General features: G+C 71.8%; 19 protein-coding genes and 1 tRNA gene. 7 read left to right on the forward strand and 13 right to left on the reverse strand.

Annotation, left to right across the window (positions count from 1 at the left end; genetic code table 11):
• Positions 1 to 13 precede the first annotated feature (13 nt).
• Positions 14 to 1,033 carry a cytochrome d ubiquinol oxidase subunit II gene (cydB, locus tag ACIP4Y_RS23270; protein ID WP_401396570.1) on the forward strand — a complete coding sequence of 340 codons (1,020 nt, stop codon included), beginning with the start codon at positions 14 to 16 and terminating at the stop codon, positions 1,031 to 1,033.
• Positions 1,034 to 1,092: 59 nt separating this feature from the next.
• Positions 1,093 to 4,662 carry a thiol reductant ABC exporter subunit CydD gene (cydD, locus tag ACIP4Y_RS23275; RefSeq protein WP_401396573.1) on the forward strand — a complete coding sequence of 1,190 codons (3,570 nt, stop codon included), beginning with the start codon at positions 1,093 to 1,095 and terminating at the stop codon, positions 4,660 to 4,662.
• 82 nt (positions 4,663 to 4,744) lie between these two features.
• On the opposite strand, the gene ACIP4Y_RS23280 is transcribed toward cydD, so the two are convergent.
• The 5 genes from ACIP4Y_RS23280 to ACIP4Y_RS23300 form a co-directional block, all read right to left on the reverse strand.
• Positions 4,745 to 5,635, reverse strand: a complete 891-nt coding sequence (locus ACIP4Y_RS23280) for an HAD-IIB family hydrolase (protein WP_401396577.1) — start codon at positions 5,633 to 5,635, stop codon at positions 4,745 to 4,747.
• A 105-nt stretch (positions 5,636 to 5,740) separates the two neighbouring features.
• Complete coding sequence (locus ACIP4Y_RS23285) at positions 5,741 to 6,643, reverse strand: LLM class flavin-dependent oxidoreductase (protein WP_401396580.1); 903 nt, start codon at positions 6,641 to 6,643, stop codon at positions 5,741 to 5,743.
• 100 nt (positions 6,644 to 6,743) lie between these two features.
• A complete protein-coding gene (locus tag ACIP4Y_RS23290; RefSeq protein ID WP_401396583.1) occupies positions 6,744 to 7,292 on the reverse strand; it encodes an RNA 2'-phosphotransferase in 549 nt (182 codons plus the stop codon).
• A gap of 140 nt (positions 7,293 to 7,432) precedes the next feature.
• Positions 7,433 to 9,199: an SDR family oxidoreductase gene (locus ACIP4Y_RS23295; protein WP_401396586.1), complete on the reverse strand. Its 1,767-nt coding sequence runs from the start codon at positions 9,197 to 9,199 to the stop codon at positions 7,433 to 7,435.
• On the reverse strand, positions 9,196 to 10,038 hold the full coding sequence (locus ACIP4Y_RS23300; RefSeq protein WP_401396589.1) for a M24 family metallopeptidase: 843 nt from the start codon (positions 10,036 to 10,038) through the stop codon (positions 9,196 to 9,198). The genes ACIP4Y_RS23295 and ACIP4Y_RS23300 overlap by 4 nt, the downstream gene beginning before the upstream one ends.
• 240 nt (positions 10,039 to 10,278) lie before the next feature.
• Between ACIP4Y_RS23300 and ACIP4Y_RS23305 the strand changes: the two genes are divergently transcribed.
• The 5 genes from ACIP4Y_RS23305 to ACIP4Y_RS23325 all read left to right on the forward strand — a co-directional run bounded on the left by ACIP4Y_RS23305 (position 10,279) and on the right by ACIP4Y_RS23325 (position 14,382).
• Positions 10,279 to 11,244 (forward strand): ABC transporter ATP-binding protein, encoded by a 966-nt coding sequence (locus ACIP4Y_RS23305; protein ID WP_401397053.1) that lies wholly within the window; start codon positions 10,279 to 10,281, stop codon positions 11,242 to 11,244.
• A complete protein-coding gene (locus ACIP4Y_RS23310; protein WP_358635666.1) occupies positions 11,234 to 12,151 on the forward strand; it encodes an ABC transporter permease subunit in 918 nt (305 codons plus the stop codon). Before ACIP4Y_RS23305 ends, ACIP4Y_RS23310 begins: the two co-directional genes overlap by 11 nt.
• A complete protein-coding gene (locus tag ACIP4Y_RS23315) occupies positions 12,148 to 13,059 on the forward strand; it encodes an ABC transporter ATP-binding protein (protein WP_401396594.1) in 912 nt (303 codons plus the stop codon). The genes ACIP4Y_RS23310 and ACIP4Y_RS23315 overlap by 4 nt, the downstream gene beginning before the upstream one ends.
• Positions 13,060 to 13,069: 10 nt before the next feature.
• Complete coding sequence (locus ACIP4Y_RS23320) at positions 13,070 to 13,789, forward strand: ABC transporter permease subunit (protein WP_401396596.1); 720 nt, start codon at positions 13,070 to 13,072, stop codon at positions 13,787 to 13,789.
• 487 nt (positions 13,790 to 14,276) lie between these two features.
• Positions 14,277 to 14,382, forward strand: a tRNA-OTHER gene (locus tag ACIP4Y_RS23325).
• Positions 14,383 to 14,405: 23 nt separating this feature from the next.
• Here ACIP4Y_RS23325 and ACIP4Y_RS23330 read toward each other — a convergent pair.
• The 8 genes from ACIP4Y_RS23330 to ACIP4Y_RS23365 form a co-directional block, all read right to left on the reverse strand.
• The gene (locus tag ACIP4Y_RS23330) at positions 14,406 to 14,807 is read right to left on the reverse strand and encodes a hypothetical protein (RefSeq protein WP_401396599.1); all 402 of its coding nucleotides are present in this window, start codon (positions 14,805 to 14,807) and stop codon (positions 14,406 to 14,408) included.
• Positions 14,808 to 14,969: 162 nt separating this feature from the next.
• The gene (locus tag ACIP4Y_RS23335; protein WP_401396602.1) at positions 14,970 to 15,767 is read right to left on the reverse strand and encodes an HAD family hydrolase; all 798 of its coding nucleotides are present in this window, start codon (positions 15,765 to 15,767) and stop codon (positions 14,970 to 14,972) included.
• Positions 15,764 to 17,041 (reverse strand): serine--tRNA ligase, encoded by a 1,278-nt coding sequence (gene serS, locus ACIP4Y_RS23340; RefSeq protein WP_358635654.1) that lies wholly within the window; start codon positions 17,039 to 17,041, stop codon positions 15,764 to 15,766. The genes ACIP4Y_RS23335 and serS overlap by 4 nt, the downstream gene beginning before the upstream one ends.
• A gap of 573 nt (positions 17,042 to 17,614) precedes the next feature.
• Complete coding sequence (pheA, locus tag ACIP4Y_RS23345) at positions 17,615 to 18,547, reverse strand: prephenate dehydratase (protein WP_401396606.1); 933 nt, start codon at positions 18,545 to 18,547, stop codon at positions 17,615 to 17,617.
• 80 nt (positions 18,548 to 18,627) lie between these two features.
• Positions 18,628 to 19,914: an iron uptake transporter deferrochelatase/peroxidase subunit gene (gene efeB / locus ACIP4Y_RS23350; RefSeq protein WP_401396609.1), complete on the reverse strand. Its 1,287-nt coding sequence runs from the start codon at positions 19,912 to 19,914 to the stop codon at positions 18,628 to 18,630.
• Positions 19,915 to 19,922: 8 nt separating this feature from the next.
• Positions 19,923 to 21,848, reverse strand: coding sequence for a copper resistance CopC/CopD family protein (locus tag ACIP4Y_RS23355; protein ID WP_401396612.1), 1,926 nt, complete (start codon positions 21,846 to 21,848; stop codon positions 19,923 to 19,925).
• A 13-nt stretch (positions 21,849 to 21,861) separates the two neighbouring features.
• Complete coding sequence (locus ACIP4Y_RS23360) at positions 21,862 to 22,326, reverse strand: copper chaperone PCu(A)C (protein ID WP_401396614.1); 465 nt, start codon at positions 22,324 to 22,326, stop codon at positions 21,862 to 21,864.
• Entirely contained in the window at positions 22,323 to 22,976 is a 654-nt protein-coding gene (locus tag ACIP4Y_RS23365; RefSeq protein ID WP_401396617.1) for an SCO family protein, read from the reverse strand. Before ACIP4Y_RS23365 ends, ACIP4Y_RS23360 begins: the two co-directional genes overlap by 4 nt.
• Positions 22,977 to 23,044 lie beyond the last annotated feature (68 nt).

Genomic DNA, 23,044 nt, shown 5'->3' on the forward strand with positions numbered 1-23,044 from the left:
CGAGGGAACAGCCATGGAACTTCACGATGTCTGGTTCGTCCTGATCGCCGTCCTGTGGACCGGCTACTTCTTCCTGGAGGGATTCGACTTCGGAGTCGGCATCCTCACCAAGCTGCTGGCCCGGAACCGGCCCGAGCGCCGGGTGCTGATCAACACGATCGGCCCGGTCTGGGACGGCAACGAGGTGTGGCTGCTCACCGCGGGCGGTGCGACCTTCGCCGCGTTCCCGGAGTGGTACGCCACCCTCTTCTCCGGCTTCTACCTGCCGTTCCTGGTCATCCTGGTCTGCCTGATCGTCCGGGGTGTCGCCTTCGAGTACCGGGCCAAGCGGCCGGAGGAGACCTGGCAGCGCAACTGGGAGACGGCGATCTTCTGGACCTCGCTGCTCCCGGCGTTCCTGTGGGGCGTGGCCTTCGGGAACATCGTGGGAGGTGTGAAGATCGACCGGCACTTCGAGTACGTCGGCAGCGTCGGGGACCTGCTCAACCGCTATGCGCTGCTCGGCGGTCTGGTGACGCTCACGCTGTTCACCTTCCACGGGGCGGTGTTCACCGCGCTCAAGACGGTCGGGGACATCCGGGTACGGGCGCGGAAGCTGGCCCGGTGGGTCGGCCTGGTGGCGGCGGTCGTGGCGCTGGCCTTCCTGCTGTGGACGCAGGCCGAGAGCGGTGACGGCACGAGCCTGATCGCCCTGATCGCGGCCGTCGTCGCTCTGGTGGCCGCGCTCGTGGCCAACCAGCTGGGGCGCGAGGGGTGGGCGTTCGCGCTCTCCGGCGTCACCATCACGGCCGCCGTGGCGATGCTCTTCCTGTCGCTCTTCCCGAACGTCATGCCGTCCACGCTGAACGGGGACTGGAGCCTGACGGTCACCAACGCCTCGTCAAGCCCGTACACCCTGAAGATCATGACGTGGTTGGCAGTGATCGCCACACCGGTCGTCCTGCTCTACCAGGGCTGGACCTACTGGGTGTTCCGCAAGCGGATCGGCACGCAGCACCTCGCTGCCGACACTGCTGCCGGCGCCGCGCACTGAGTCCGCCGAGGGTGTGTTTCACCTGAAACACACCCTCTGGACCGAAGGGCCTGTTTCACGTGAAACCAATCGATCCACGCCTTCTGCGGTATGCCCGCGCCACCCGGCTCTTCCTCGTGGCGGTGATCGGGTTGGGTGCCGTGGGCGCCGGGCTGGTCATCGCTCAGGCGATGCTTGTGGCCGAGATCGTCGTCGGAGCGTTCCAGCACGGGCAGTCGGCCGCTGAACTGCGCACTCCCCTGCTGCTGTTGGCCGCCGTGGCCGTGGGACGAGCGGTTGTCGCGTGGCTCACCGAACTCGCGGCTCACCGTGCGAGCGCGGCCGTGAAGTCCGAACTGCGCGGGCGGCTGCTCGACCGGGCGGCGGCGCTCGGGCCGGGGTGGCTGAGCGGTCAGCGGACCGGCTCGCTGGTCACCCTGGCCACACGCGGGGTCGACGCCCTGGATGATTATTTCTCCCGCTATCTGCCGCAGTTGGGGCTCGCCGTGGTCGTGCCGGTTGCGGTGCTGGCGCGGATCGTCACCGAGGACTGGGTCTCGGCGGCGATCATCGTCGGCACCCTGCCGCTCATTCCGGTCTTCATGATGCTGATCGGCTGGGCGACCCAGTCCCGGATGGACCGGCAGTGGCGGTTGCTGTCACGGTTGTCCGGCCACTTTCTGGACGTGGTCGCGGGGCTGCCCACGCTGAAGGTGTTCGGCCGGGCCAAGGCGCAGGCCGCGTCCATCCGGCGGATCACCGGCGAGTACCGGCAGGCCACCCTGCGGACCCTGCGGATCGCCTTCCTCTCCTCCTTCGCGCTGGAGTTGCTGGCCACCCTGTCCGTGGCGCTGGTCGCCGTGACGATCGGGATGCGGCTCGTGCACGGCGAGATGGACCTCTACACCGGGCTGGTGATCCTGGTGCTGGCGCCCGAGGCCTATCTGCCGCTGCGGCAGGTGGGGGCGCAGTACCACGCGGCGGCGGAGGGGCTGGCCGCGGCGGAGGAGATCTTCAGCGTGCTGGAGACGCCGGTGCCGGTGTCGGGTACCGGTGCGGTGCCTACGGGTGCCGTGGCCTTCGAAGGGGTCACCGTTCGCTATCCGGGGCGGGCCTCGGATGCGGTGACCGGTGTGTCGTTCACCGTTCAGCCCGGGGAGACCGTGGCGCTGGTCGGGCCGAGCGGGGCGGGCAAGTCGACGCTGCTGAGCGTGCTGCTGGGGTTCGTGGGGCCCACCGATGGGCGGGTGCGGATCGGGGGCGCGGATCTCGCCGGGCTCGATCTGGCGGAGTGGCGGTCGCGGATCGCGTGGGTGCCGCAGCGGCCGCATCTGTACGCCGGGACGATCGCGGAGAACGTGCGGCTGGCTCGGCCGGAGGCCGACGACGATGCTGTGCGCCGGGCTCTGCGGGACGCGGGGGCGTGGGAGTTCGTGGCGGGGCTGCCAGAGGGTACCGACACCGTGCTCGGGGAGGACGGGGCGGGGCTGTCGGCGGGGCAGCGGCAGCGGCTCGCGTTGGCTCGGGCGTTCCTCGCTGATCGGCCTGTGCTGGTGCTGGACGAGCCGACGGCTGCGTTGGACGGGGCGACGGAGGGGGACGTCGTCGCTGCGGTACGGAGGCTTGCTGTGGGGCGCACCGTGTTGCTCGTCGTGCATCGGCCGGCGTTGTTGGGGGTGGCCGACAGGGTGGTACGGCTGGGAGGTGCTGAGCTCGTGCGGCGCCCGGGGGACAGCGGACCTCCCAGGGGGCTCCACGCCCTGGACCCCCACCCTCGCCCACCCGCCACCCGACTCGGTGGACAGGCGGAGGCTGGGCTCGGTGGGCTGGAAGGTGTGTCCGTCTGTTCACCGGCCGTAGGGCTGGATCGTGGCCCGGGGCAGGGGAGTCCCGCGCGGAGTCGGCGTGTGCTGGCGCGGGTTCGGGGGGACGGGCGGCGGTGGTCGGGGCGGTTGGCCGGAGCCTTGGGGCTGGGGAGTCTGGCGGTCGGGAGTGCTGTCGGGTTGATGGCGACCTCCGGGTGGCTCATCTCGCGGGCCTCGCAGCAGCCGCCGGTGCTGTATCTGATGGTGGCGGTGACCGCGACCCGGGCCTTCGGCATCGGGCGCGCCGTGTTCCGGTACGCCGAGCGGCTGGTGTCGCACGACGCCCTGCTGCGGATGCTGGCCGACACCCGGGTGGCGGTGTACCGGCGGCTGGAACGCCTGGCTCCCGCGGGGCTGCGCGGCGCCCGGCGCGGTGATCTGCTCACCCGGCTGGTCGCGGACGTGGACGCCTTCCAGGACTACTGGCTGCGCTGGCTGCTTCCCGCCGGAGTCGCCCTCACCGTCTGCGCCGCCTCCGTCGGCTTCACGGCCTGGCTGCTGCCCGAGGCCGGCGCCGCCCTCGCGGTGGGCCTGCTGGCGGCCGGTGCCGGCGTCCCCCTGCTGACCGCGACCGTGGCCCGGCGGACCGAGCAGCGGCTGGCGCCCGCCCGGGGCGTACTCGCGACCCGGGTGACCGACCTGCTCACCGGCACGGCCGAGCTGACCGTCGCCGGTGTGCTGCCGGCCCGTACGGACGCGGTCCGGCGGGCCGACGGGACCCTCACCCGGATCGCGGCGCGGGCCGCCGCCGTCACCGGGCTCGGTGACGGGCTGACCGCGCTGATCTCCGGGCTGACCGTCACGGCCACCGCGGTGTTCGGTGCCCAGGCGGTGGCGTCCGGCCGGCTGGGCGGCGTGGCGATGGCCGTGGTGGTCCTGACGCCGCTGGCCGCCTTCGAGGCCGTACTCGGGCTGCCGCTCGCCGTGCGGTACCGGCAGCGGGTGCGGCGCAGCGCGGAGCGCGTGTACGAGGTGCTGGACGCCCCCGAGCCGGTACGCGAGCCGGAGTCGCCCTGTCAGGCGCCCGCCTCGCCGTTCCCGGTGGTCGTCAAGGGCGTGGTCGCGCGGTACGAGGGCCAGCGGCAGGACGCGCTCACCGGGCTGGACCTGACGCTGGAGCGGGGGCGCCGGGTCGCGGTGGTGGGGGCGTCCGGCTCCGGCAAGACGACCCTCGCGCAGGTGCTGCTGCGGTTCCTCGACCCGGAGGCGGGCTCGTACACGCTCGCCGGTGTGGAAGCGTGCGCGCTGGCCGGTGACGACGTACGGCGGCTCGTCGGGCTGTGCGCGCAGGACGCGCACCTCTTCGACAGCTCGGTGCGCGAGAACCTGCTGCTGGCCAGGAAGGGCGCGACCGAAGCCGACCTGCGCGGAGCGCTGGGCCAGGCCCGGCTGCTGGACTGGGTGGACTCGCTGCCCGACGGCCTGGACACGCTCGTCGGCGAGCACGGGGCGCGGTTGTCCGGCGGGCAGCGGCAGCGGCTGGCGCTGGCCCGCGCGCTGCTGGCCGGTTTCCCCGTGCTGGTCCTGGACGAGCCCGCCGAGCACCTGGACCTGCCGACGGCCGACGCGCTGACCGCCGATCTTCTGGCCGCCACGGAGGGACGTACGACGCTGCTGATCACCCACCGGATGGCGGGGCTGGACGCGGTGGACGAGGTGATCGTGCTCGACGCGGGCCGGGTGGTGCAGCGGGGGCCGTACGAGGAGCTGATCGCCGAGGACGGGCCGCTGCGGGAGATGGCACACCGGGAGGCCGAGGCGGAGTCGCTGCCGGCGATGGGATGAGGTATCGCGCCCGGGCCCTACGGCCCACCGGCAGGGCGGAACCCCGTCGGCCCACCGCGCCGGCCGAGCCGGACGGCGCGGGCTACCGCCGCCGATCCGCCAGCAGTTGTTCGATCACCACCGCGACACCGTCGTCGTTGTTGGCGACCGTGCGGCCCGACGCGGCGGCGATGGCGTCCGGGTGGGCGTTGCCCATCGCGTAGGACTGGCCGGCCCAGGTCAGCATCTCGACGTCGTTGGGCATGTCCCCGAAGGCCACGACCTCCTCGTGCGAGATGCCGCGCTCGGCGCAGCACAGGGCGAGGGTGCTGGCCTTGGAGACGCCGGGGCCGCTCAGTTCCAGCAGGGCGCTGGGGCTGGAGCGGGTGACGTTGGCGTGCTCGGCGACGGCCAGCCGGGCGAGGGTGAGGAAGGCGTCGGGGTCGAGGGAGGGGTGGTAGGCGAGGATCTTGAGCACGGGCTGGTCGGCGTCGGGGCCGTCGGGCGCGAGCAGTTCCTCGGCGGGCAGGAGGTTGTCGGGTATCTCCATGTGCAGCTTGGGATAGTCCGGTTCCTGGTGGAAGCCGTACGTCTGCTCGACCGCGAAGACCGTGCCGGGTGCCGCGTCGCGCAGCAGCCGTACGGCCTTCAGCGCGTTCTCCCGGCACAGTTCGCGGACCTTCACGAACCGGTGGGCGCCGGGGCCGCCGTGCAGGTCGACCACGGCGGCGCCGTTGCCGCAGATCGCCAGGCCGTGGCCGTGGACGTGGTCGCTGACCACGTCCATCCAGCGGGCCGGCCGGCCGGTGACGAAGAAGACCTCGATCCCGGCCTCCTCGGCGGCGGCCAGGGCGGCCACGGTCCGCGGGGAGACCGACTTGTCATCGCGCAGCAGAGTGCCGTCGAGGTCGGTGGCGATCAGCCGCGCGGGCGTGGCGGCGGCAGGGGTCCCGGGCTGTCTGGTCGCTGAGGTCACCCGGTCATTCTCGCGCATATGCCCGCACGGCCGTGCGCGACTCCGCACAGATGAGACACAGATGACGTCCGGCACGGTCGGCCCGGCTCGGGACGCTCAGCCCCGCTCATGATGCCGGCCCGCTCAGTCCAGCTGGGCGAGGGCTTCCATGGCGATCCGCTCGAAGACCTTCTCGTCCGCGGCGAAGTCGGAGTCCGGGATGGGCCAGTGGATCACGATCTCGGTGAAGCCCAGCTCCTGGTGGCGCCCGGCGAAGTCCACGAAGGCGTCCAGGGACGCGAGCGGCCGACCGCGGTCCGGGGTGAAGCCGGTGAGCAGGACCTTGTCCAGCCCGGCGACGTCCCGCCCGGCGGCCTCGCACGCCTCGGACAGCTTGCCGATCTGCCCGCGCAGGGCCTCGACGGACTGCTCCGGCGTGCCGTTCTCGTACAGCTTCGGGTCGCCGGTGGTCACCCACGCCTGGCCGTACCGAGCGGCGAGCCTCAGGCCACGCGGGCCGGTGGCCGCAACCGCGAAGGGCAGCCGGGGGCGCTGCACACAGCCCGGGATGTTCCGGGCCTCGTGCGCCGAGTAGAACCGGCCCTCGTACGACACCGCGTCCTCGGTGAGCAGCCGGTCCAGCAGGGGCACGAACTCGGCGAACCGGTCGGCGCGCTCGCGCGGCGTCCACGGCTCCTGGCCGAGCGCGGTGGCGTCGAAACCGGTACCGCCCGCGCCGACGCCGAGGGTGACCCGGCCGCCGGAGATGTCGTCCAGGGAGATCAGCTCCTTGGCGAGGGTCACCGGGTGGCGGAAGTTCGGCGAGGTGACCAGCGTGCCGAGGCGCAGCCGGTCGGTGGCCGCCGCGGCCGCCGTCAGCGTCGGAATCGCGCCGAACCAGGGGCCGTCACGGAAGCTGCGCCAGGACAGGTGGTCGTAGGTGTACGCCGTGTGGAAGCCCAGCTGCTCGGCGCGCACCCAGGCCGCACGGGCGCCCTCGTGCCAGCGGCGGTACGGGAGGATCACGGTGCTCAGACGCAGACTCATGCGTCCGAGCGTAAGCGGCGGCGCCGGCAACGGACGAACCGGTCACGGTACGCGGCCGTAGGGCCACGCGGGGAGCGGGGGAGACGGGGCCCGTACTCCTTCAGCGGGCGCCGGGAAACCGCAGGTAGCGCGGGGGGACCGCCGCCGTCAGCCAGACCCCGTTGGCGCTGACGTGGAAGACGTGGCCGTCGCGGTGCATGGCACCGGCGTCGACGGCCAGCACCACGGGGCGGCCCCGGCGGGCGCCGACGCGGGTGGCCGTCTCCCGGTCGGCCGAGAGGTGGACGGCGTGCCGGGTCATGGGCCGCAGGCCCTCCGCGCGGATGGCGGCCAGGTGCGCGGCGACCGTGCCGTGGTAGAGGTACGGCGGTGGGGTCGCCGGGGGCAGGCCGAGGTCGACCTCGATGCTGTGTCCCTGGCTGGCGCGGATTCTGCCGCCCTCGATCGCGAAGCGCCGTTTGTCGTTCGTGGCGACGACGTGATCCAGCTCCTCGCGGGTGAACCGGAATCCGTGGGCCGCGGCCGCGGCGATCAGCGCGTCGATCTCGACCCAGCCGCTCGCGTCCGGGGTGAGCCCGATGCGCTCGGGCTGGTGGCGCAGGTGCCTGGAGAGGTATTTCGACACCTTCACGGTGCGGCGTTCGTCCATGCACCCAGGGTGTGGGAGAGACGCGGATCACGCAGGTTGTTTTTCTCCGCAGGTTTGATCCACAAGCAAGTGCGGTTATCCACAGGGGAATTGGCGGAGTTGTGGACAACTGGCGGGCGCAGGCCACCGGGCGGCACGGTTCACAGCCTCGGCTCCACGCGGGCGATCCGCCGCAACAGTCCCGGCGCGAAACGGGACAGCAGGTGCGCTCCCCTGGCCTCCGGGGTCACCGGGACCACCGCCTTGTTGTCGGTCACCGCGTCCAGGACGGCGGTCGCCACCTTCTCCGGCGGGTAGTTGCGCAGCCCGTACAGGCGGGCGGAGCGCTGCCGGCGGCGGCGCTGTTCCGCCTCGTCCACGCCGGTGAAGCGGGCCGTGGCGGTGATGTTGGTGTTGACGAAGCCCGGGCAGACGGCGGTGACGCCGATGCCCTGGGAGGCCAGTTCGGCGCGCAGGCATTCCGAGAGCATGAGCACGGCCGCCTTGGAGGTGCTGTAGGCGGGCAGTGCGCGCGAGGGCTGGTAGGCCGCCGCGGACGCGATGTTGACGATGTGGCCGCCCTGGCCGCGCTCGGCCATGCGCGCCCCGAAGAGCCGGCAACCGTGGATCACCCCCCACAGGTTGACGTCCAGCACCTTGCGCCAGTCGTCGGTCGTCGTGGCGAAGAAGGAGCCCGACAGACCGATGCCCGCGTTGTTGACCAGCACGTCCAGCACGCCGTACTCGTGGTGGACCTTCTCCGCGAGTTTCTCCATGGCCTGCTCGTCGGAGACGTCGGCCGGTTCCGACCAGGCCTCGGCCGCGCCGGTCAGCCGGGCCAGTTCCGCGGTGCGGGCCGCGGCCTCGGCATCGCGGTCGACGGCGATCACGCGCGCCCCGGCCTCCGCGAAGGCGAACGCGGTTGCCCGGCCGATCCCGCTGCCCGCGCCGGTGACCAGCACCAACTGCCCGGCGAACCGGTCGGCATGGGGGCCGGTGGCGGCCGGCGCGGGATGCCCGCCGGCCACCGAGGTCACGAACTCACCGATCCAGGCGGCGACTTGGTCGGGCCGGGTGCGTGGGACCCAGTGCTTGGCCGGCAGCGTGCGGCGGGTCAGCCGCGGCACCCACCGGTCCAGGTCGTCGTAGAGCCGCTCGGAGAGGAACGCGTCCCCCTGGGGCGTGATGAGCTGCACGGGCGCGTGTGCGTACGCGTCCGGGCGCGGCCCGCGCAGCCGGGCGCGGACGTTGTCCCGGTACAGCCAGGCGCCGTGGGCCGCGTCCGAAGGGAGGGAGCCGGTCGGGTAGTCGCCGCCGGGGACGCGCTCGACCCGTTCCAGGAGCTTGGGCCAGCGCTTGCCGAGCGGACCGCGCCAGGCCAGCTCCGGCAGGACCGGCGTGTGCAGCAGGTAGACGTACCAGGACCTGGCGCCCTGGCCGAGGAGCTGGCCCACCCGGCGGGGCGTCGGGCGCTTCACGCGCGCGTTGATCCAGTGCCCGAAGTGGTCGAGGGACGGTCCGGAGATCGACGTGAAGGAGGCGATTCGGCCCTCCGTGCGGGCCACCGTGACGAACTCCCAGGACTGCACCGAGCCCCAGTCGTGCCCGACGAGGTGCACCGGCCGGTCCGGGCTGACCGCGTCGACGACGGCCAGGAAGTCGTCCGTGAGCTTGGCCAGGGTGAAGCCGCCGCGCAGCGGCTTGGGCGCCGTGGAGCGGCCGTGGCCCCGGACGTCGTAGAGGACGACGTGGAAGCGGTCGGCGAGCCGGACGGCCACCTCCGACCAGACCTCCTTGCTGTCCGGGTAGCCGTGCACCAGCACCACCGTCGGCTGTTCCGGGTCGCCCAGCTCGGCCACGCACAGCTCGACCCCGCCGGTGCGCACCCAGCGCTCGCGCGCGTCTTCCCGCTTCGAAAGTGCCGTCACTTCTCCTCCGCCCAGCGCCGCACGTGCGGCAGATCGTCGTCCAGCCAGAACGCGCTCTCCCCGGGGTCCCGGGAGTCGGTGACCACCAGGATCTCCTCGAACTTCGCGCCCGTGCCCCGGAAGCCGAGGTGCGGTTCGACCGCCCACAGACCCGGCTGCGGCGGATGGTCCGAGAAGCGGTACGGCGACCACAGCGGCGACCAGCCCTCGCGGTGGCCGCGCAGCGCGTCGGCGGCGAGCCCCTTGAGGGCCTGCGTGCCGAACCCGAACAGGTGCGGGGAGAAGCGGCGCTGTTTCACCCGGTCCACCTTGTGGGCGATCACCCCGAAGGGGTAGGCGCGGTGCCGGTTGGCGTAGCCCTGGCGGACCATGAGCCGGTCCACGTCCTGGTAGATCTCCCGCAGCGGGCGCCGCTCGCGCACCTCGCGCAGGATCAGTTCGCGGTGGGCCTCCAGGTCGGCCATCAGCCGGTCCTGCACCAAGTTCACGCCCAGCGAGCCGGAGTAGCCGATGTCCGCCGTGTACCCCTCGTACACCGGTGCCATGTCGAGGATGAACGGCATCCCCGGTGCCAGCGCGCGGTCGGTCGGGAAGAACTGCAGCGGGATGCGGAAGTCCGCGAACGCCGTGCGGTCCCCGAACCAGGCGAAGGGGAGGTGGAACCAGTCCCGCACACCGCGCTCGCGGAGCCACTCGCGCTGCATCCGCGCCGCCTCGCGCTCGGTCACGCCGGGCTCGAGGCGGGCCGCGACCGCCTCCGCGCACTCGTAGGCGAGGCGCTGCACCCGCCGGAACCCCCGCAGTTCCACGGAGAGTTCGCTGCCCACTGCCGTCGTCATGCCGCTCCGTCCCGTCGAGCAAGCTACTAGTCCGTAACGTGACACAGGCGAATCTGGCAGTTGTTAGAGGCGGCGTCAATAGGCGGGATCAAGGGCTGTGGACGACGGCGGTACGACGCCCGCGGCCCCACCCCTGGGTGGGCAACCCCTAAGGCCCCGTAATACCTGGGGCGGATGGGCAAACGGCTCTGAGGTCTGACGACGGACGTGGTCCGGATCACTACCGTCGAAGGCGTGACTGTGATCGCGACCGAAAGCCTGAGCAAGCGGTTCCCCCGGGTGACCGCTCTCGACCGGCTGTCCGTGGACATCGGACCCGGTGTGACCGGACTCGTCGGGGCCAACGGCGCCGGCAAGTCCACCCTGATCAAGATCCTGCTGGGGCTGTCCCCCGCCACGGAGGGCCGGGCCGAGGTGCTCGGCCTCGACGTCGCCACCAAGGGCGCCGCCATCCGCGAGCGCGTGGGATACATGCCGGAGCACGACTGCCTGCCACCGGACGTCTCGGCCACCGAGTTCGTCGTGCACATGGCGCGCATGTCCGGCCTGCCGCCCACCGCCGCCCGCGAGCGCACCGCCGACACCCTGCGCCACGTCGGTCTGTACGAGGAGCGGTACCGCCCCATCGGCGGCTACTCGACCGGCATGAAGCAGCGGGTCAAGCTCGCCCAGGCGCTGGTGCACGACCCGCAGCTGGTCTTCCTCGACGAGCCGACCAACGGCCTCGACCCGGTCGGCCGCGACGAGATGCTCGGCCTGATCCGCCGCATCCACACCGACTTCGGCATCTCCGTGCTGGTCACCTCGCACCTGCTGGGCGAACTGGAGCGAACCTGCGACCACGTCGTCGTCATCGACGGCGGCAAGCTCCTGCGCTCGAGCTCCACCACCGACTTCACCCAGACCACGACGACCCTCGCGATCGAGGTCACCGACAGCGACACCCACCCGGACGGCACCCGCGCGGTCCGCGAGGAGCTCCACGCGCGCGGAGTCGACACGCACGCGGAGGCCGGCGGCCTGCCCGGCGCCGGACACATCCTGCTGCTGACCGCCACGGGCGAGGAGACCTACGACCTCGTCCGGGACGTCGTCGCCGACCTCGGCCTCGGCCTGGTCCGCATGGAACAGCGCCGGCACCACATCTCCGAGGTGTTCACCAGCAGCGACGAACAGCGGAAGGAGGCCGTCGGCCATGGCGGTTGAGCAGCCCACGTACACGGCGGCGACGCCCGCCGGCGACCAGACCCGCATCCACGACATCGGCTACCGCGGCTACGACGGCCCGCGCCTCGGCCGTGCCTACGCCCGCCGCTCGCTGTACTCGCAGTCCCTGCGCGGCGCCTACGGCCTCGGCCGTTCGGTGAAGTCCAAGGTGCTGCCGATGCTGCTGTTCGCGGTGATGTGCGTGCCCGCCGCCATCATGGTGGCCGTCGCCGTCGCCACCAAGGCGCACGAACTGCCGGTGTCCTACACCCGGTACGCGATCATCATGCAGGCCGTGATCAGCCTGTACGTCGCCTCGCAGGCACCCCAGGCGGTCTCCCGTGACCTGCGCTTCAAGACCGTACCGCTGTACTTCTCGCGGCCCATCGAGACCGCCGACTACGTCCGCGCCAAGTTCGCGGCGCTCGCCTCGGCGCTCTTCGTCCTCACCGGCGCCCCGCTGCTCGTGATGTACGCGGGCGCGCTGCTGTCCAAGATGGGCTTTGCCCACCAGACCAAGGAATTCGCCCAGGGACTGGTCGCCGTGGCCCTGCTCTCACTGCTCTTCGCCGGCATCGGCCTGGTCATCGCCGCGTTCACCCCGCGCCGCGGCTTCGGCATCGCCGCCGTGATCGCCGTACTGACCATCTCCTACGGCGCGGTCTCCACCCTCCAGGCCATCGCCTACACCCAGGACAGCACCAGCGCCATCCCGTGGATCGGCCTGTTCTCGCCGATCACGCTGATCGACGGCGTGCAGTCCGCCTTCCTCGGCGGCAGCTCCGCCTTCCCCGGCGGGACCGGCCCGTCCGGCGGCGAGGGCGCGGTCTACGTCCTGTTCGTCCTCGGCCTGATCGCCGCCTGCTACGGCCTCCTGATCCGCCGCTACCGGAAGGTGGGACTGTGACATCGCTCAGCCTCGACCACGTCTCCCGCTGGTTCGGCAACGTGGTCGCCGTCAACGACATCACCATGACCATCGGCCCCGGCGTCACCGGCCTGCTCGGCCCCAACGGCGCCGGGAAATCCACCCTGATCAACATGATGGGCGGCTTCCTCGCCCCCTCCACCGGCACGGTCACCCTCGACGGACAGCCGGTGTGGCGCAACGAGTCCATCTACCGGCACATCGGCATCGTCCCCGAGCGGGAGGCGATGTACGACTTCCTCACCGGCCGTGAGTTCGTCGTCGCCAACGCCGAACTGCACGGCCTCGGCGACAAGGCCGCCCAGCGCGCCCTCGCCACGGTCGAGATGGAGTACGCCCAGGACCGGAAGATCTCCACGTACTCCAAAGGCATGCGGCAGCGCGTGAAGATGGCGAGCGCCCTCGTCCATGATCCGTCGCTGCTGCTGCTCGACGAGCCGTTCAACGGCATGGACCCGCGCCAGCGCATGCAACTGATGGACCTGCTGCGGAAGATGGGCGACGAGGGCCGCACGGTGCTGTTCTCCTCGCACATCCTCGAAGAGGTCGAGCAGCTCGCCCGGCACATCGAGGTCGTCGTCGCCGGACGGCACGCGGCCAGCGGCGACTTCCGCCGGATCCGCCGCCTGATGACCGACCGCCCGCACCGCTATCTGGTGCGGTCCAGCGACGACCGCGCCCTCGCGGCCGCGCTGATCGCCGACCCCTCCACGGCCGGCATCGAGGTCGACCACGCCGAGGGCGCGCTGCGCATCCAGGCCGTCGACTTCGGCCGCTTCACCGCCCTGCTGCCGAAGGTCGCCCGCGACCACGGCATCCGGCTCCACACGGTCTCGCCGTCCGACGAGTCCCTGGAGTCCGTCTTTTCTTATCTGGTCGCGGCGTAGGAGGCCGAAGATGTACGACCCCACCGTCGCCCGGCTCACCTACCGGGCCCTGCTCGGCCGCCGTCGGGCCCTCATCCTCGGCGCGCTGCCGCTGCTGCTCATCGTGATCTCCGTGGCCGTGCGCGCCCTGACCGGAGCCGACGACCAGACGGCCTCGGACGTCCTCGGCGGCTTCGCGCTCGCCACCATGGTGCCGATCATCGGTGTCATCGCCGGCACCGGCGCGATCGGCCCGGAGATCGACGACGGCTCCGTCGTCTACCTGCTGTCCAAGCCGCTCAAGCGGCCCACGATCATCTTGACCAAGCTGATCGTCGCCATCGTCGTGACCATGGTCTTCTCGGCGGTGCCGACCCTGATCGCCGGCCTGATCCTGAACGGCAACGGCCAGCAGATCGCCGTCGCCTTCACGGTCGCCGCGCTGGTCTCCTCCATCGCCTACTCGGCGCTGTTCCTGCTGCTGGGCACGGTCTCCCGGCACGCGGTGGTCTTCGGGCTCGTCTACGCCCTGGTCTGGGAGGCGCTGCTCGGCTCCCTGGTGCCGGGTGCGCGCACGCTGAGCGTCCAGCAGTGGTCGCTGGCCGTCGCCCACAAGATGGCCGGCGGGGACCTGGTGACCTCCGACGTGGGTTTGCCGACGGCCACCGTGCTGCTGGTGGCGGTCACCGTGCTGGCCACCTGGTACGCCGGGCAGAAGCTGCGCTCGCTGACGCTGGCGGGCGAGGAGTGACCCCCGAGGGGCCGCTGCGGCCTTGACGGGGACTTCACCCCGCAGCGGGAAGGACGGGGGCCCACCGGACAGGACGTCTGGGACGACGTCGTCCTGGACGAGGCGTTCGTCCGGGCGGCCCAGACCTCCGAACCGTCCGCCCGAGCCGCAGCCCTGGCGCTCCGGGCAGCCTCCGGCCGGCTGGTGCTTCGGCAAAGCGCGGCGCCGCAGGTGGCGCCGCCGGTAGGGGGCGTTTGTTCGGTTTATTCGGTGGCGCCCAACTCGGCGGCGGGACAGAGTGGTTGTGCACCATCCGCCGGGATCGTCCCGGCGTCACCGACTGGGAGCGGAGGTGGGCGATGTCCATGCACGGCAGTACGCCCAGCTCCCGACAGGGCAGCCCGAGGCCGGCTCCGGGGTGATTCCCTACCGCTCCGTGGAGCCACGGAAGCTGCCCGGGGCGGTCGCTTCGAGCACGCGATGTCGCTCTCGCGTGGACCGCCCACCCGGAGGATTGGCCGAGTGGTAAGGCACCGGCTTGTGCTGTGTTCCCTCACGCGCGAGTCGTGGTCGGGCCTGGAAAGCCCGCGCACGTTCGATCCGTGCATCCTCCGCGAGACATTGCCACCCTGCGGCGCTACGCGTCCCGTGCGTCCGCGATCCCGTCCAGCTCCCGCATCGCCTCCGCATGGGCGCTCATCGTGCGGTGGACCGTGCCGGTCGTGACGAGGACCGCGCCGGCGAGGGAGACCGGCACGGACAGGCCGAGAAGGGCCAGGACCTCCGGCCAGTCGCGTTCGTTCGCGCAGTAGTCGCCCTTGTACAGGCCCTCGTTGGCGGTGCCGCGGTCCGTGAAGAGGCGGGCCTCGCACTGGTCCGGGTACGGGTCGTCCGGCTTGCGCTCCGCCTCGTACGGCGTGAGCAGCAGGACGGCGCACCAGGTCCACAGCAGCCCCGCCACGGCGAGCAGACCGATGCCCCAGGCGCGTATCCGGCTCGCGCGGTCGCGGAAGTCGAGGTCGTAGTCGCGTGATCGCATGGCCGCCGAATGTAGCAACCGGCGCGGACCGGCCGTCCGGGGCGGGCCGGCCGGACCCAAGCATGAGCGTATTCGCCGCGCGGGGCCGCCTGGCCGAGGCATGTCGGGGTCCGTTCGCGCTGCACCGCGAACGGCAGCGAGCTGCCCTGACGTGCCGGCCCGCTAGCCGAGCAACCGCTCCAGCACCACCGCGATGCCGTCCTCCTCGTGGGACGACGTGACCTCGTCGGCCACCGCTTTCAGTTCCTCGTGGGCGTTGGCCATGGCCACGCCGTGGGAGGCCCAGGCGAACATCGGGATGTCGTTGGGCATGTCGCCGAAGGCGATCGTGTCGGCGGCCTTCAGGCCCAGTCGGCGGGCCGCCAGGGACAGGCCCGTGGCCTTGGACAGGCCGAGCGGCAGCAGCTCGACGATGCCCGCGCCCGCCATGGCCACCGTGACGAAGCCGCCGGCCGTCCGCCGGGCCGCGTCCGCCAGCTCGTCGTCGCTCAGCGTCGGATGCTGGATGTAGATCTTGTTGAGGGGCGCCGTCCAGAGGTCGGAGGCGTCCGTGAACGGGGTCGCGGGCAGCTTGCCGGTGACCGCGTACCCCGGGCCCACCAGCACCTCGCCGTCGAGGCCGTCCCGGCTGGCCGCCAGGTACAGCGGCCCCACCTCGGCTTCGATCTTCGCCAGGGCCACGCCCGCCAGCTGCCGGTCCAGGGTGACCGAGGTCAGCAGACGGTGGGACCCGGCGTCGTAGACCTGGGCGCCCTGGCCGCAGACGGCGAGGCCGTCGTAGCCGAGGTCGTCCAGGATGTGCCGGGTCCACGGGACCGCACGGCCGGTGACGACGATGTGCGCGGCGCCCGCCGCGGTGGCCGCGGCGAGGGCGTCACGGGTGCGCTGCGATATCGACTCGTCGGAGCGCAGCAGCGTTCCGTCGAGGTCGGTGGCGATGAGCCCGTAGGGGAAGCTCACCGGGACACCGGCTCCAGGACCTCGCGGCCGCCCAGGTACGGGCGCAGCACCTCGGGGACCCGGACGGAGCCGTCGGCCTGCTGGTGGTTCTCCAGGATCGCCACGATCGTGCGCGGTACGGCGCACAGCGTGCCGTTGAGGGTGGCAAGGGGCTTGACCTGCTTGCCGTCGCGGACCCGGATGGACAGCCGGCGGGACTGGAACTCGGTGCAGTCCGAGGTCGAGGTCAGCTCGCGGTACTTGCCCTGGGTCGGGATCCACGCCTCGCAGTCGTACTTGCGGGAGGCCGAGGAGCCGAGGTCACCGGAGGCGACGTCGATGACGCGGAACGGCAGCTCCAGCGAGGTCAGCCACTGCTTCTCCCACTCCAGCAGGCGCTGGTGCTCGGCCTGGGAGTCCTCCGGCGCGACGTACGAGAACATCTCGACCTTGTCGAACTGGTGGACGCGGAAGATGCCCCGGGTGTCCTTGCCGTGCGAGCCGGCCTCGCGGCGGAAGCACGGGGAGAAGCCCGCATACCGCAGCGGCAGCCGGTCGGCGTCGATGATCTCGTCCATGTGGTAGGCCGCCAGCGCGACCTCGGAGGTGCCGACCAGGTACAGGTCGTCCTTGTCGAGGTGGTAGACGTCCTGCGCGGCCTGGCCGAGGAAGCCGGTGCCGGCCATGGACTGCGGGCGGACCAGCGCCGGGGTGAGCATCGGCGTGAAGCCGGCGGCGGTCGCCTGGGCGATCGCGGCGTTCACCAGGGCCAGCTCCAGCAGGGCGCCGACGCCGGTGAGGAAGTAGAAACGGGAGCCGGAGACCTTGGCGCCGCGCTCGACGTCGATGGCGCCGAGCAGCTGGCCCAGCTCCAGGTGGTCCTTGGGCTCGAAGCCCTCGGCACCGAAGTCGCGGATCGTGCCGTGCGTCTCCAGCGTGACGAAGTCTTCCTCGCCGCCGACGGGCACGTCGGGGTGGACGAGGTTGCCGAGCCGGAGCAGCAGCTCCTGGGTCTCGGTGTCGGCCGCGTCGCGCTCGGCGTCGGCGGCCTTGACGTCGGCCTTCAGCTGCTCGGCGCGCTTGAGCAGCTCGGCCTTCTCGTCGCCGGTGGCCTTGGGGATCTGCTTGCCGAGCTGCTTCTGCTCGGCGCGTAGCTCGTCGAAGCGGACGCCGGAGGACCTGCGCCGCTCGTCGGCAGACAGGAGGGCGTCGACGAGCGCGACGTCCTCTCCACGGGCGCGCTGGGATGCGCGCACACGGTCGGGGTCCTCACGAAGCAGGCGAAGGTCAATCACGTGGCCAAGGCTACCGGTGCGGGGTCGCGGCCCACGAATCACTATTCCGGAGAGTTCTGATTCGCGGTCTACCGTCCGTTATGCGGTAATTGCCGTGCGTGTCACTCCGTCAAGCCCGTAGGTCACGGGTGTGCGTCAAGGGAAAAGTGTCTCACTCCCTGGGACGGGGCACGTCCCGGGTGCCCGGTTGACCGGATTCCCTTGTCTCGAACGGGATTTGGCGGCCCGGTTGTCCACAGGAACCCACACCCTCCGAAGAGTTATCCACAGGCTGTGTGGAAGGTCTGTGGATTTCGGAATTGATCACTCCGGAAAGCTCGAACACGCTGAAGAATTCCCGGGTCAAACCCTGTCGACACCCACGTTCGGGTGGAAAACGGTCGCCCTAAAAGATGAACCAAAGGAAACGGGTGGACGAAGGGTGATCCAGGGGTGGGTGGTCCGCCGGGGGTTCCAGGCCGATTTGTCGACCCGGTGACTCCGCCCTGTCGACTTGTCCCCAGGTCGAGAAGGGCACCTGTGGATAACTCCTGTGGATAACGTTCGTCTGCAGGTACGACCGGGTGCGGCGGGCTAGAACCGGCCGTCCTGGCAGCGCGCCACCCAGTCCGCCGCCGCCATGAACTCCTCGTCCGAGGTCCCCGGCGGCGTCGGTCCGGCCTCGCCCGGTGTGATGTCGGCGCGGGGATAGGAACCGAGGTAGCGCACCTGGAGGCAGATCCGCCGCAGCCCCATCAGCGCCTCCGCCATCCGCCGGTCGGCGATATGGCCCTCGGCGTCGATGCAGAAGCAGTAATTGCCGATGCCGGCGCCGGTCGGCCGGGACTGGAGCAGCATCAGGTTGATGCCCCGCGAGGCGAACTCGCCGAGCAGGTCGCGCAGCGCGCCGGGGTGGTCGTCGCGCTGCCACAGCACCACCGAGGTCTTGTCGGCGCCGGTGGGCGCGGCCGGCCGGGCCGGTCGGCCGACCAGCACGAACCGGGTCTGCGCGTTCTCCGCGTCGTGGATCCCGGTCTCCAGCGCCTCCAGGCCGTACCGGGCGGCGGCGAACTCGCCCGCGAAGGCGGCGTCGTAGCGGCCCTCCTGGACCAGACGGGCGGCGTCCGCGTTGGAGGCGGCCGACTCCCACAGGGCGTCCGGGAGATTGGCGCGCAGCCAGTTGCGCACCTGGGGCTGGGCCGCCGGGTGCGCGGAGACCGTCTTGATGTCCGTGAGCTTCGTGCCGGGGCGGACCAGTAGCGCGAAGGTGATCGACAGCAGCACCTCGCGGTAGATCATCAGTGGTTCGCCGGCGACCAGCTCGTCCAGGGTGGTGGTGATGCCGCCCTCGACGGAGTTCTCGATCGGCACGAACGCGGCCTCGGCCTCGCCGGCCCGCACCGCATCCAGCGCGGACTGCACCGACACGTACGGGATCAGCTCCCGGGTGGCCGTTTCCGGAAGCGTGCGCAGAGCGACCTCGGTGAAGGTGCCCTCCGGGCCGAGATAGGCATAGCTCGCTGGCATGTCCCTCACCCTAATAGCCGCGGGGAGACCCGTCGCAGGTGTCTCATGAATGCCACTCGACCGGGTGGTTTGAACCCGGTTCACCCCTCAAGCAGCCGCTGTCCCACGTACTCGCCCTTCGCCGCCCCGCCCGGCACCGCGAACAGGCCGCTGGCCTCGTGCCGGATGTACTTCGACAGCGCGTCGCCCCGGTCGAGCTTGCGCTGCACCGGTACGAAGCCGCGCAGCGGGTCCGCCTGCCAGCAGATGAAGAGGAGACCGGCGTCGGGCGTGCCGTCCGCGTCGATGCCGTCGTGGTAGGAGAACGGGCGCCGCAGCATGGCCGCGCCGCCGTTCTTGTCGGGCCGGGTGATCCGCGCGTGCGCGTTCAGCGGGACGACGTAGTCACCGTTCGCGTCGGTCTTCTCCAGGTCCATCGGGGTGGTCTCGCCGCCGCCGGACAGCGGCGCACCGTCGGCCTTGCGGCGCCCGATGACCTGCTCCTGCGCGGCGAGCGACAGCTTCTCCCAGTCGTCCAGGAGCATGCGGATCCGGCGTACGACGGCGTAGGAGCCGTTCGCCATCCAGGCGGGCTCGCCCGTGGCGGGCACGAAGATCCGCCGGTCGAAGTCGGCGTCGGTGGGCTTCGGATTGCGGGTGCCGTCGACCTGGCCCATGAGGTTGCGGGCCGTCATGGGGTGGGCGGTGGCGCCCGGGCTGCGGTTGAAGCCGTTCATCTGCCAGCGCACCCGCGCGGCGGAGCCCGCGTCCTTCTGGATCGCGCGCAGGGCGTGGAAGGCGACCAGGGCGTCGTTCGCGCCGATCTGCACCCACAGGTCGCCGTCGCTGCGGGACTTGTCGAGCCGGTCGGAGGAGAAGTCCGGCAGCGGGTCCAGGGCGGCCGGCCGCTGCTGCTCCAGGCCGGTCCGGCCGAAGAAGCTGCGGCCGAAGCCGAAGGTGACGGTGAGCGAGGACGGGCCCGCGTCCCGGGCCACGTCGGTGTCGCCGTGCGGGGCGACCTCGCCCGCCATCAGCCGTTCGGCCGTCGCCGACCAGCGGCGCAGCAGGGCCGCGGCCTCCTTGCGGCCCGCGCCCGGCGCCAGATCGAAGGCGACGAGATGGCCGCGCGCCTGGAGGCCCTCGGTGATGCCGGGCTGATGTTTCCCGTGAAACATCGCCCGGTCGGAGCCCACCGAGGTCAGCGGGGTGGCCCCGGCGGGTGCGGCGGCGTAGCCCGCGGCCCCGCCGGCCGCGCCGAGCACGAGACCGGTGGCGCCGGCGGTGCCGAGCAGGGCGCGCCGCGAGATGCCGTTGGCGCCGGGGACGGACTCGGGCCGCGCCGGCGGCGCCTCGGGCGTACGGGTCTGGGGGACGGACTGGTCGGGCATGGTGCGGTTCAGCCGATCTGCGCGTTCTTGGAGACGGTCACCTGGTCGATGTCGGAGGTGCGGACCGTGACGGCGATCTTCCAGTCGCCGGCCATGGGGATCTGCACGCCGTTCGCCGACCAGTGGCCGGTGGCGATGTGGTCGGGGTTCACGGGGAGCGGGCCGATCTTTTTCGTTTCCAGGGTGAAGGAGAGCTTCACCTCGGGGACGTCGAAGGCCCGCCCGTTGGGCCGCTGGACGTAGACGTGCATCTCGTTGCCGCCCACGCGCGCCGGGTCGAGGTCGATGCTGACGACGCCCTTGCCGTCGGCGCCGCCGGTGTCGAACGGCATGTCCAGGGTGAGCGCGCCGGACGCCGCCGAGGTGTCGGAGCCGGCCGACGCGGAGGTGGCCGCCTTGGCCTCCTGCTCGGTGCGGCCCGGCTCGGTCTGGGTCAGCGCGGTGGTGACGGCGAGCAGCACGAGGGCGACACCGGCCTCGGCGAGCACCGAGCGGCGCAGGCCGAAGCGGTTCGGGTCGGCGTCGCGCAGCCGCTTCTCGCGGGCGGCGTCGACGGCCGCGCGCTGCCGGGCGAGCTGGGCGGCACGCCCGGAGTCGGCGGCGCCGGTGCCGCCGCCCTTGCCGCGGGCCGTCTGCGAGGCGGTGACCTGCTCCTTGCGGGCCCGGGCCTGGGTCGTGCGCGCCTTCCCTGCGCGGGCGACCGGGTCGGTGAGCCGGCCCGTCCACCGCCGGGACACGCCCGCGATGCCGACCAGCACCGCCACCAGAGCGATCTTGACCAGCAGCAGCTGTCCGTAGCGGGTCTCGGTGAACGCCGACCAGGAGCCGAGCTGCCGCCAGGACTGGTAGACGCCGGTGACCACGAGGGCCAGGACGGAACCGAAGGCCACCCGGGAGAAGCGCTGTACGGCGGCGGCCTCGACCGGGGTCTCGGCGGGCGCCCGGTACAGGGCGGTCAGCAGGGCGGTGAGGCCGCCCAGCCAGGCGGCGACGGCCAGCAGGTGGACGACGTCGACCGGCATGGCGAGGCCCGGCTGGAGCCCGGTGGAGGCGTGTTCGGCCATGGCCCAGCTGGCCGCGAGACCGGCCGCGACGACCACTCCGCCGACCGCGAGCCCGAAGGTCAGGTCGCGCTTGTCCTGGCCCTCCTCGCGGCGGGTGTAGGCGCCGAAGAGGACGGCGACGAACAGCGCGGCGGCGGCGAGCAGCAGCAGCCGGGAGACCAGGGCGGCACCGGTCTTGGTCTGGAGCACCTGGCCGAGCAGGTCGAGGTCGAAGACGTCGGCGACCTTCCCGGAGCCGGTGTAGGAGCCGCGCAGGAGCAGCAGCCACAGGGTGGCCGCGGTCAGCGCGACCCAGCCGCCGACGACCAGCCGCTGCAGGGGCCGTACCCCCGCGCCGCGCTGCCAGCAGGCGAGCACGAAAGCCGCGCCGCCGGCGAGCACGATGAAGCCGGCGTACGACACGTACCGCCCGAACGCGTAGAGCCCGCCCACGACTCCGCCGCCGGCGGCCGGTCCGGTGCCGGAGACGACGGTCTGCGAGGGCGCCCCGATGGAGAAGGTGTAGGCGCCGGCGACGGGGTGGCTGTCGGCGGAGACGACCTGGTAGGTGACGGTGTAGGTGCCCTTGGCGAGGCCGCTCTTGAGCTGCACGGCGTACGTCGTGCCGCTCACGTTGGCGGGGCTGCCCGTCTGGACCGGCTTGCCCTTGGGGTCGAGGACGCGCAGGGAGTCGTCGTTCATCGCCACCTTCTCGGAGAAGGTGAGCGACACCTGGGTGGGCGCCTTGTCGGCCACCACCCCCTGTGCGGGGTCGCTGCCGGTCAGTGCCGCATGGGCGGAGGCCGGTCCCGCGCCCGCCAGCAGTGCGCCGGTGACGGCGATGAACAGCAGCACCAGGATCCGCAGGCGGGGGGTGATGGTCCGGGTCACGGTGGTCCCTCCCTCAGTGGCCGGTCGACGGGTTGTACGTGGTGGCCTTCACCGGCATCTCGACGGTGAGGGGCCCGGACTTCTCGAACCCGAGTTTCAGGGTGACCGTCTGGCCCTGCTTCGGTGCCCGCTTCAGCTTCTCGAACATCAGGTGGTTGCCACCGCTGCGGAACACGAGCCGTCCGTGGGCCGGTATGGCGAAGGAGGACTTCTCCGTCATGGCCCCACCGGACGTGCTGTGCATGGTGACCTCGCCGGCGACGTCACTGCTGACCGAGGTCAGCTCGTCCCCGGTGCCGCCCTTGTTGGTGATCGTCAGGAACCCGGCGGCCATGTCGGCGGAGACGGGCTGGGGCATGTAGGAGGCGCTGACCGACAGCTCGGCCCGCTCCGGGCCCGAACCGGACCCGGAGCAGCCGGTGAGGGCCAGGGTGCCGGTGAGCGCACCCGCGGTCAGGACGGCGGCCCGACGCCTCACGGCTTGGTTCCCTTGACGAGCTTCGGCAGGTCCTTGGTGTAGTCGTCGACCGTGGTGCCCTCGCCGTAGAGGACGTAACCGGCGTCGGTCTTCGGGGAGAAGGCGATGACCTGGGTGCCGTGCACGGAGACGAGCTTGCCGTTCTTGTCCTTCTTGGTCGGCTCCACGGAGATGCCCAGGGACCGGGCGCCGGTCTGGATCTTGGCGAAGTCGCCGGTCAGGCCGATGAACTGGGGATCGATGCCCTTGAGCCACTTGCCCATCTCGGCGGGGGTGTCGCGGCCGGGGTCGGTGGTGACGAACACCACGCGCAGGTCGTTCTGTTCGGCCTTGGGCAGCGCCTTCTTGGCGACGGCGATGTTGCTCATCGTCGTCGGGCAGATGTCGGGGCAGTGGGTGTAGCCGAAGTAGACGAGGGTCGGGTGGCCCTCGGTCTCCTTGCGCAGGTCGTACTGCTTGCCGTGGGTGTCGGTGAGGACCAGGTCCGGCTTGGTGAAGGGCTGGTCGAGGACGGTGGCGGCCTTGCCCGCGTCGGATCCTCCCGAGACCACGGCGACCGGCGACCCGGCGTCGTCCCCGTTGCCGCACGCGGACAGGGGCAGGGTGGCGGCGGCGAGCAGTACGGCCGCGGTGAGCGTCTTCTTGCGCATAGAAAAATGTCCCAGATGTCTGAACTCCGGCGCGCACCGGGGTCGGGCGGGGCGTCATGTGACGATCG

The sequence above is a fragment of the Streptomyces sp. NPDC088810 genome (assembly GCF_044750305.1).
GTDB lineage: Bacteria > Actinomycetota > Actinomycetes > Streptomycetales > Streptomycetaceae > Streptomyces.

Excerpts from the sequence above, each read along its gene's own strand:
- cydB (WP_401396570.1), top strand. The coding sequence starts at position 14 with ATGGAACTTCACGATGTCTGGTTCGTCCTGATCGCCGTCCTGTGGACC.
- ACIP4Y_RS23285 (WP_401396580.1), bottom strand. The coding sequence starts at position 6,643 with ATGAGTCTGCGTCTGAGCACCGTGATCCTCCCGTACCGCCGCTGGCAC.
- ACIP4Y_RS23330 (WP_401396599.1), bottom strand. The coding sequence starts at position 14,807 with ATGCGATCACGCGACTACGACCTCGACTTCCGCGACCGCGCGAGCCGG.
- ACIP4Y_RS23280 (WP_401396577.1), bottom strand. The coding sequence starts at position 5,635 with ATGCGCGAGAATGACCGGGTGACCTCAGCGACCAGACAGCCCGGGACC.
- ACIP4Y_RS23300 (WP_401396589.1), bottom strand. The coding sequence starts at position 10,038 with ATGACGACGGCAGTGGGCAGCGAACTCTCCGTGGAACTGCGGGGGTTC.
- ACIP4Y_RS23290 (WP_401396583.1), bottom strand. The coding sequence starts at position 7,292 with ATGGACGAACGCCGCACCGTGAAGGTGTCGAAATACCTCTCCAGGCAC.
- ACIP4Y_RS23310 (WP_358635666.1), top strand. The coding sequence starts at position 11,234 with ATGGCGGTTGAGCAGCCCACGTACACGGCGGCGACGCCCGCCGGCGAC.
- ACIP4Y_RS23320 (WP_401396596.1), top strand. The coding sequence starts at position 13,070 with ATGTACGACCCCACCGTCGCCCGGCTCACCTACCGGGCCCTGCTCGGC.
- ACIP4Y_RS23365 (WP_401396617.1), bottom strand. The coding sequence starts at position 22,976 with ATGCGCAAGAAGACGCTCACCGCGGCCGTACTGCTCGCCGCCGCCACC.
- pheA (WP_401396606.1), bottom strand. The coding sequence starts at position 18,547 with ATGCCAGCGAGCTATGCCTATCTCGGCCCGGAGGGCACCTTCACCGAG.
- efeB (WP_401396609.1), bottom strand. The coding sequence starts at position 19,914 with ATGCCCGACCAGTCCGTCCCCCAGACCCGTACGCCCGAGGCGCCGCCG.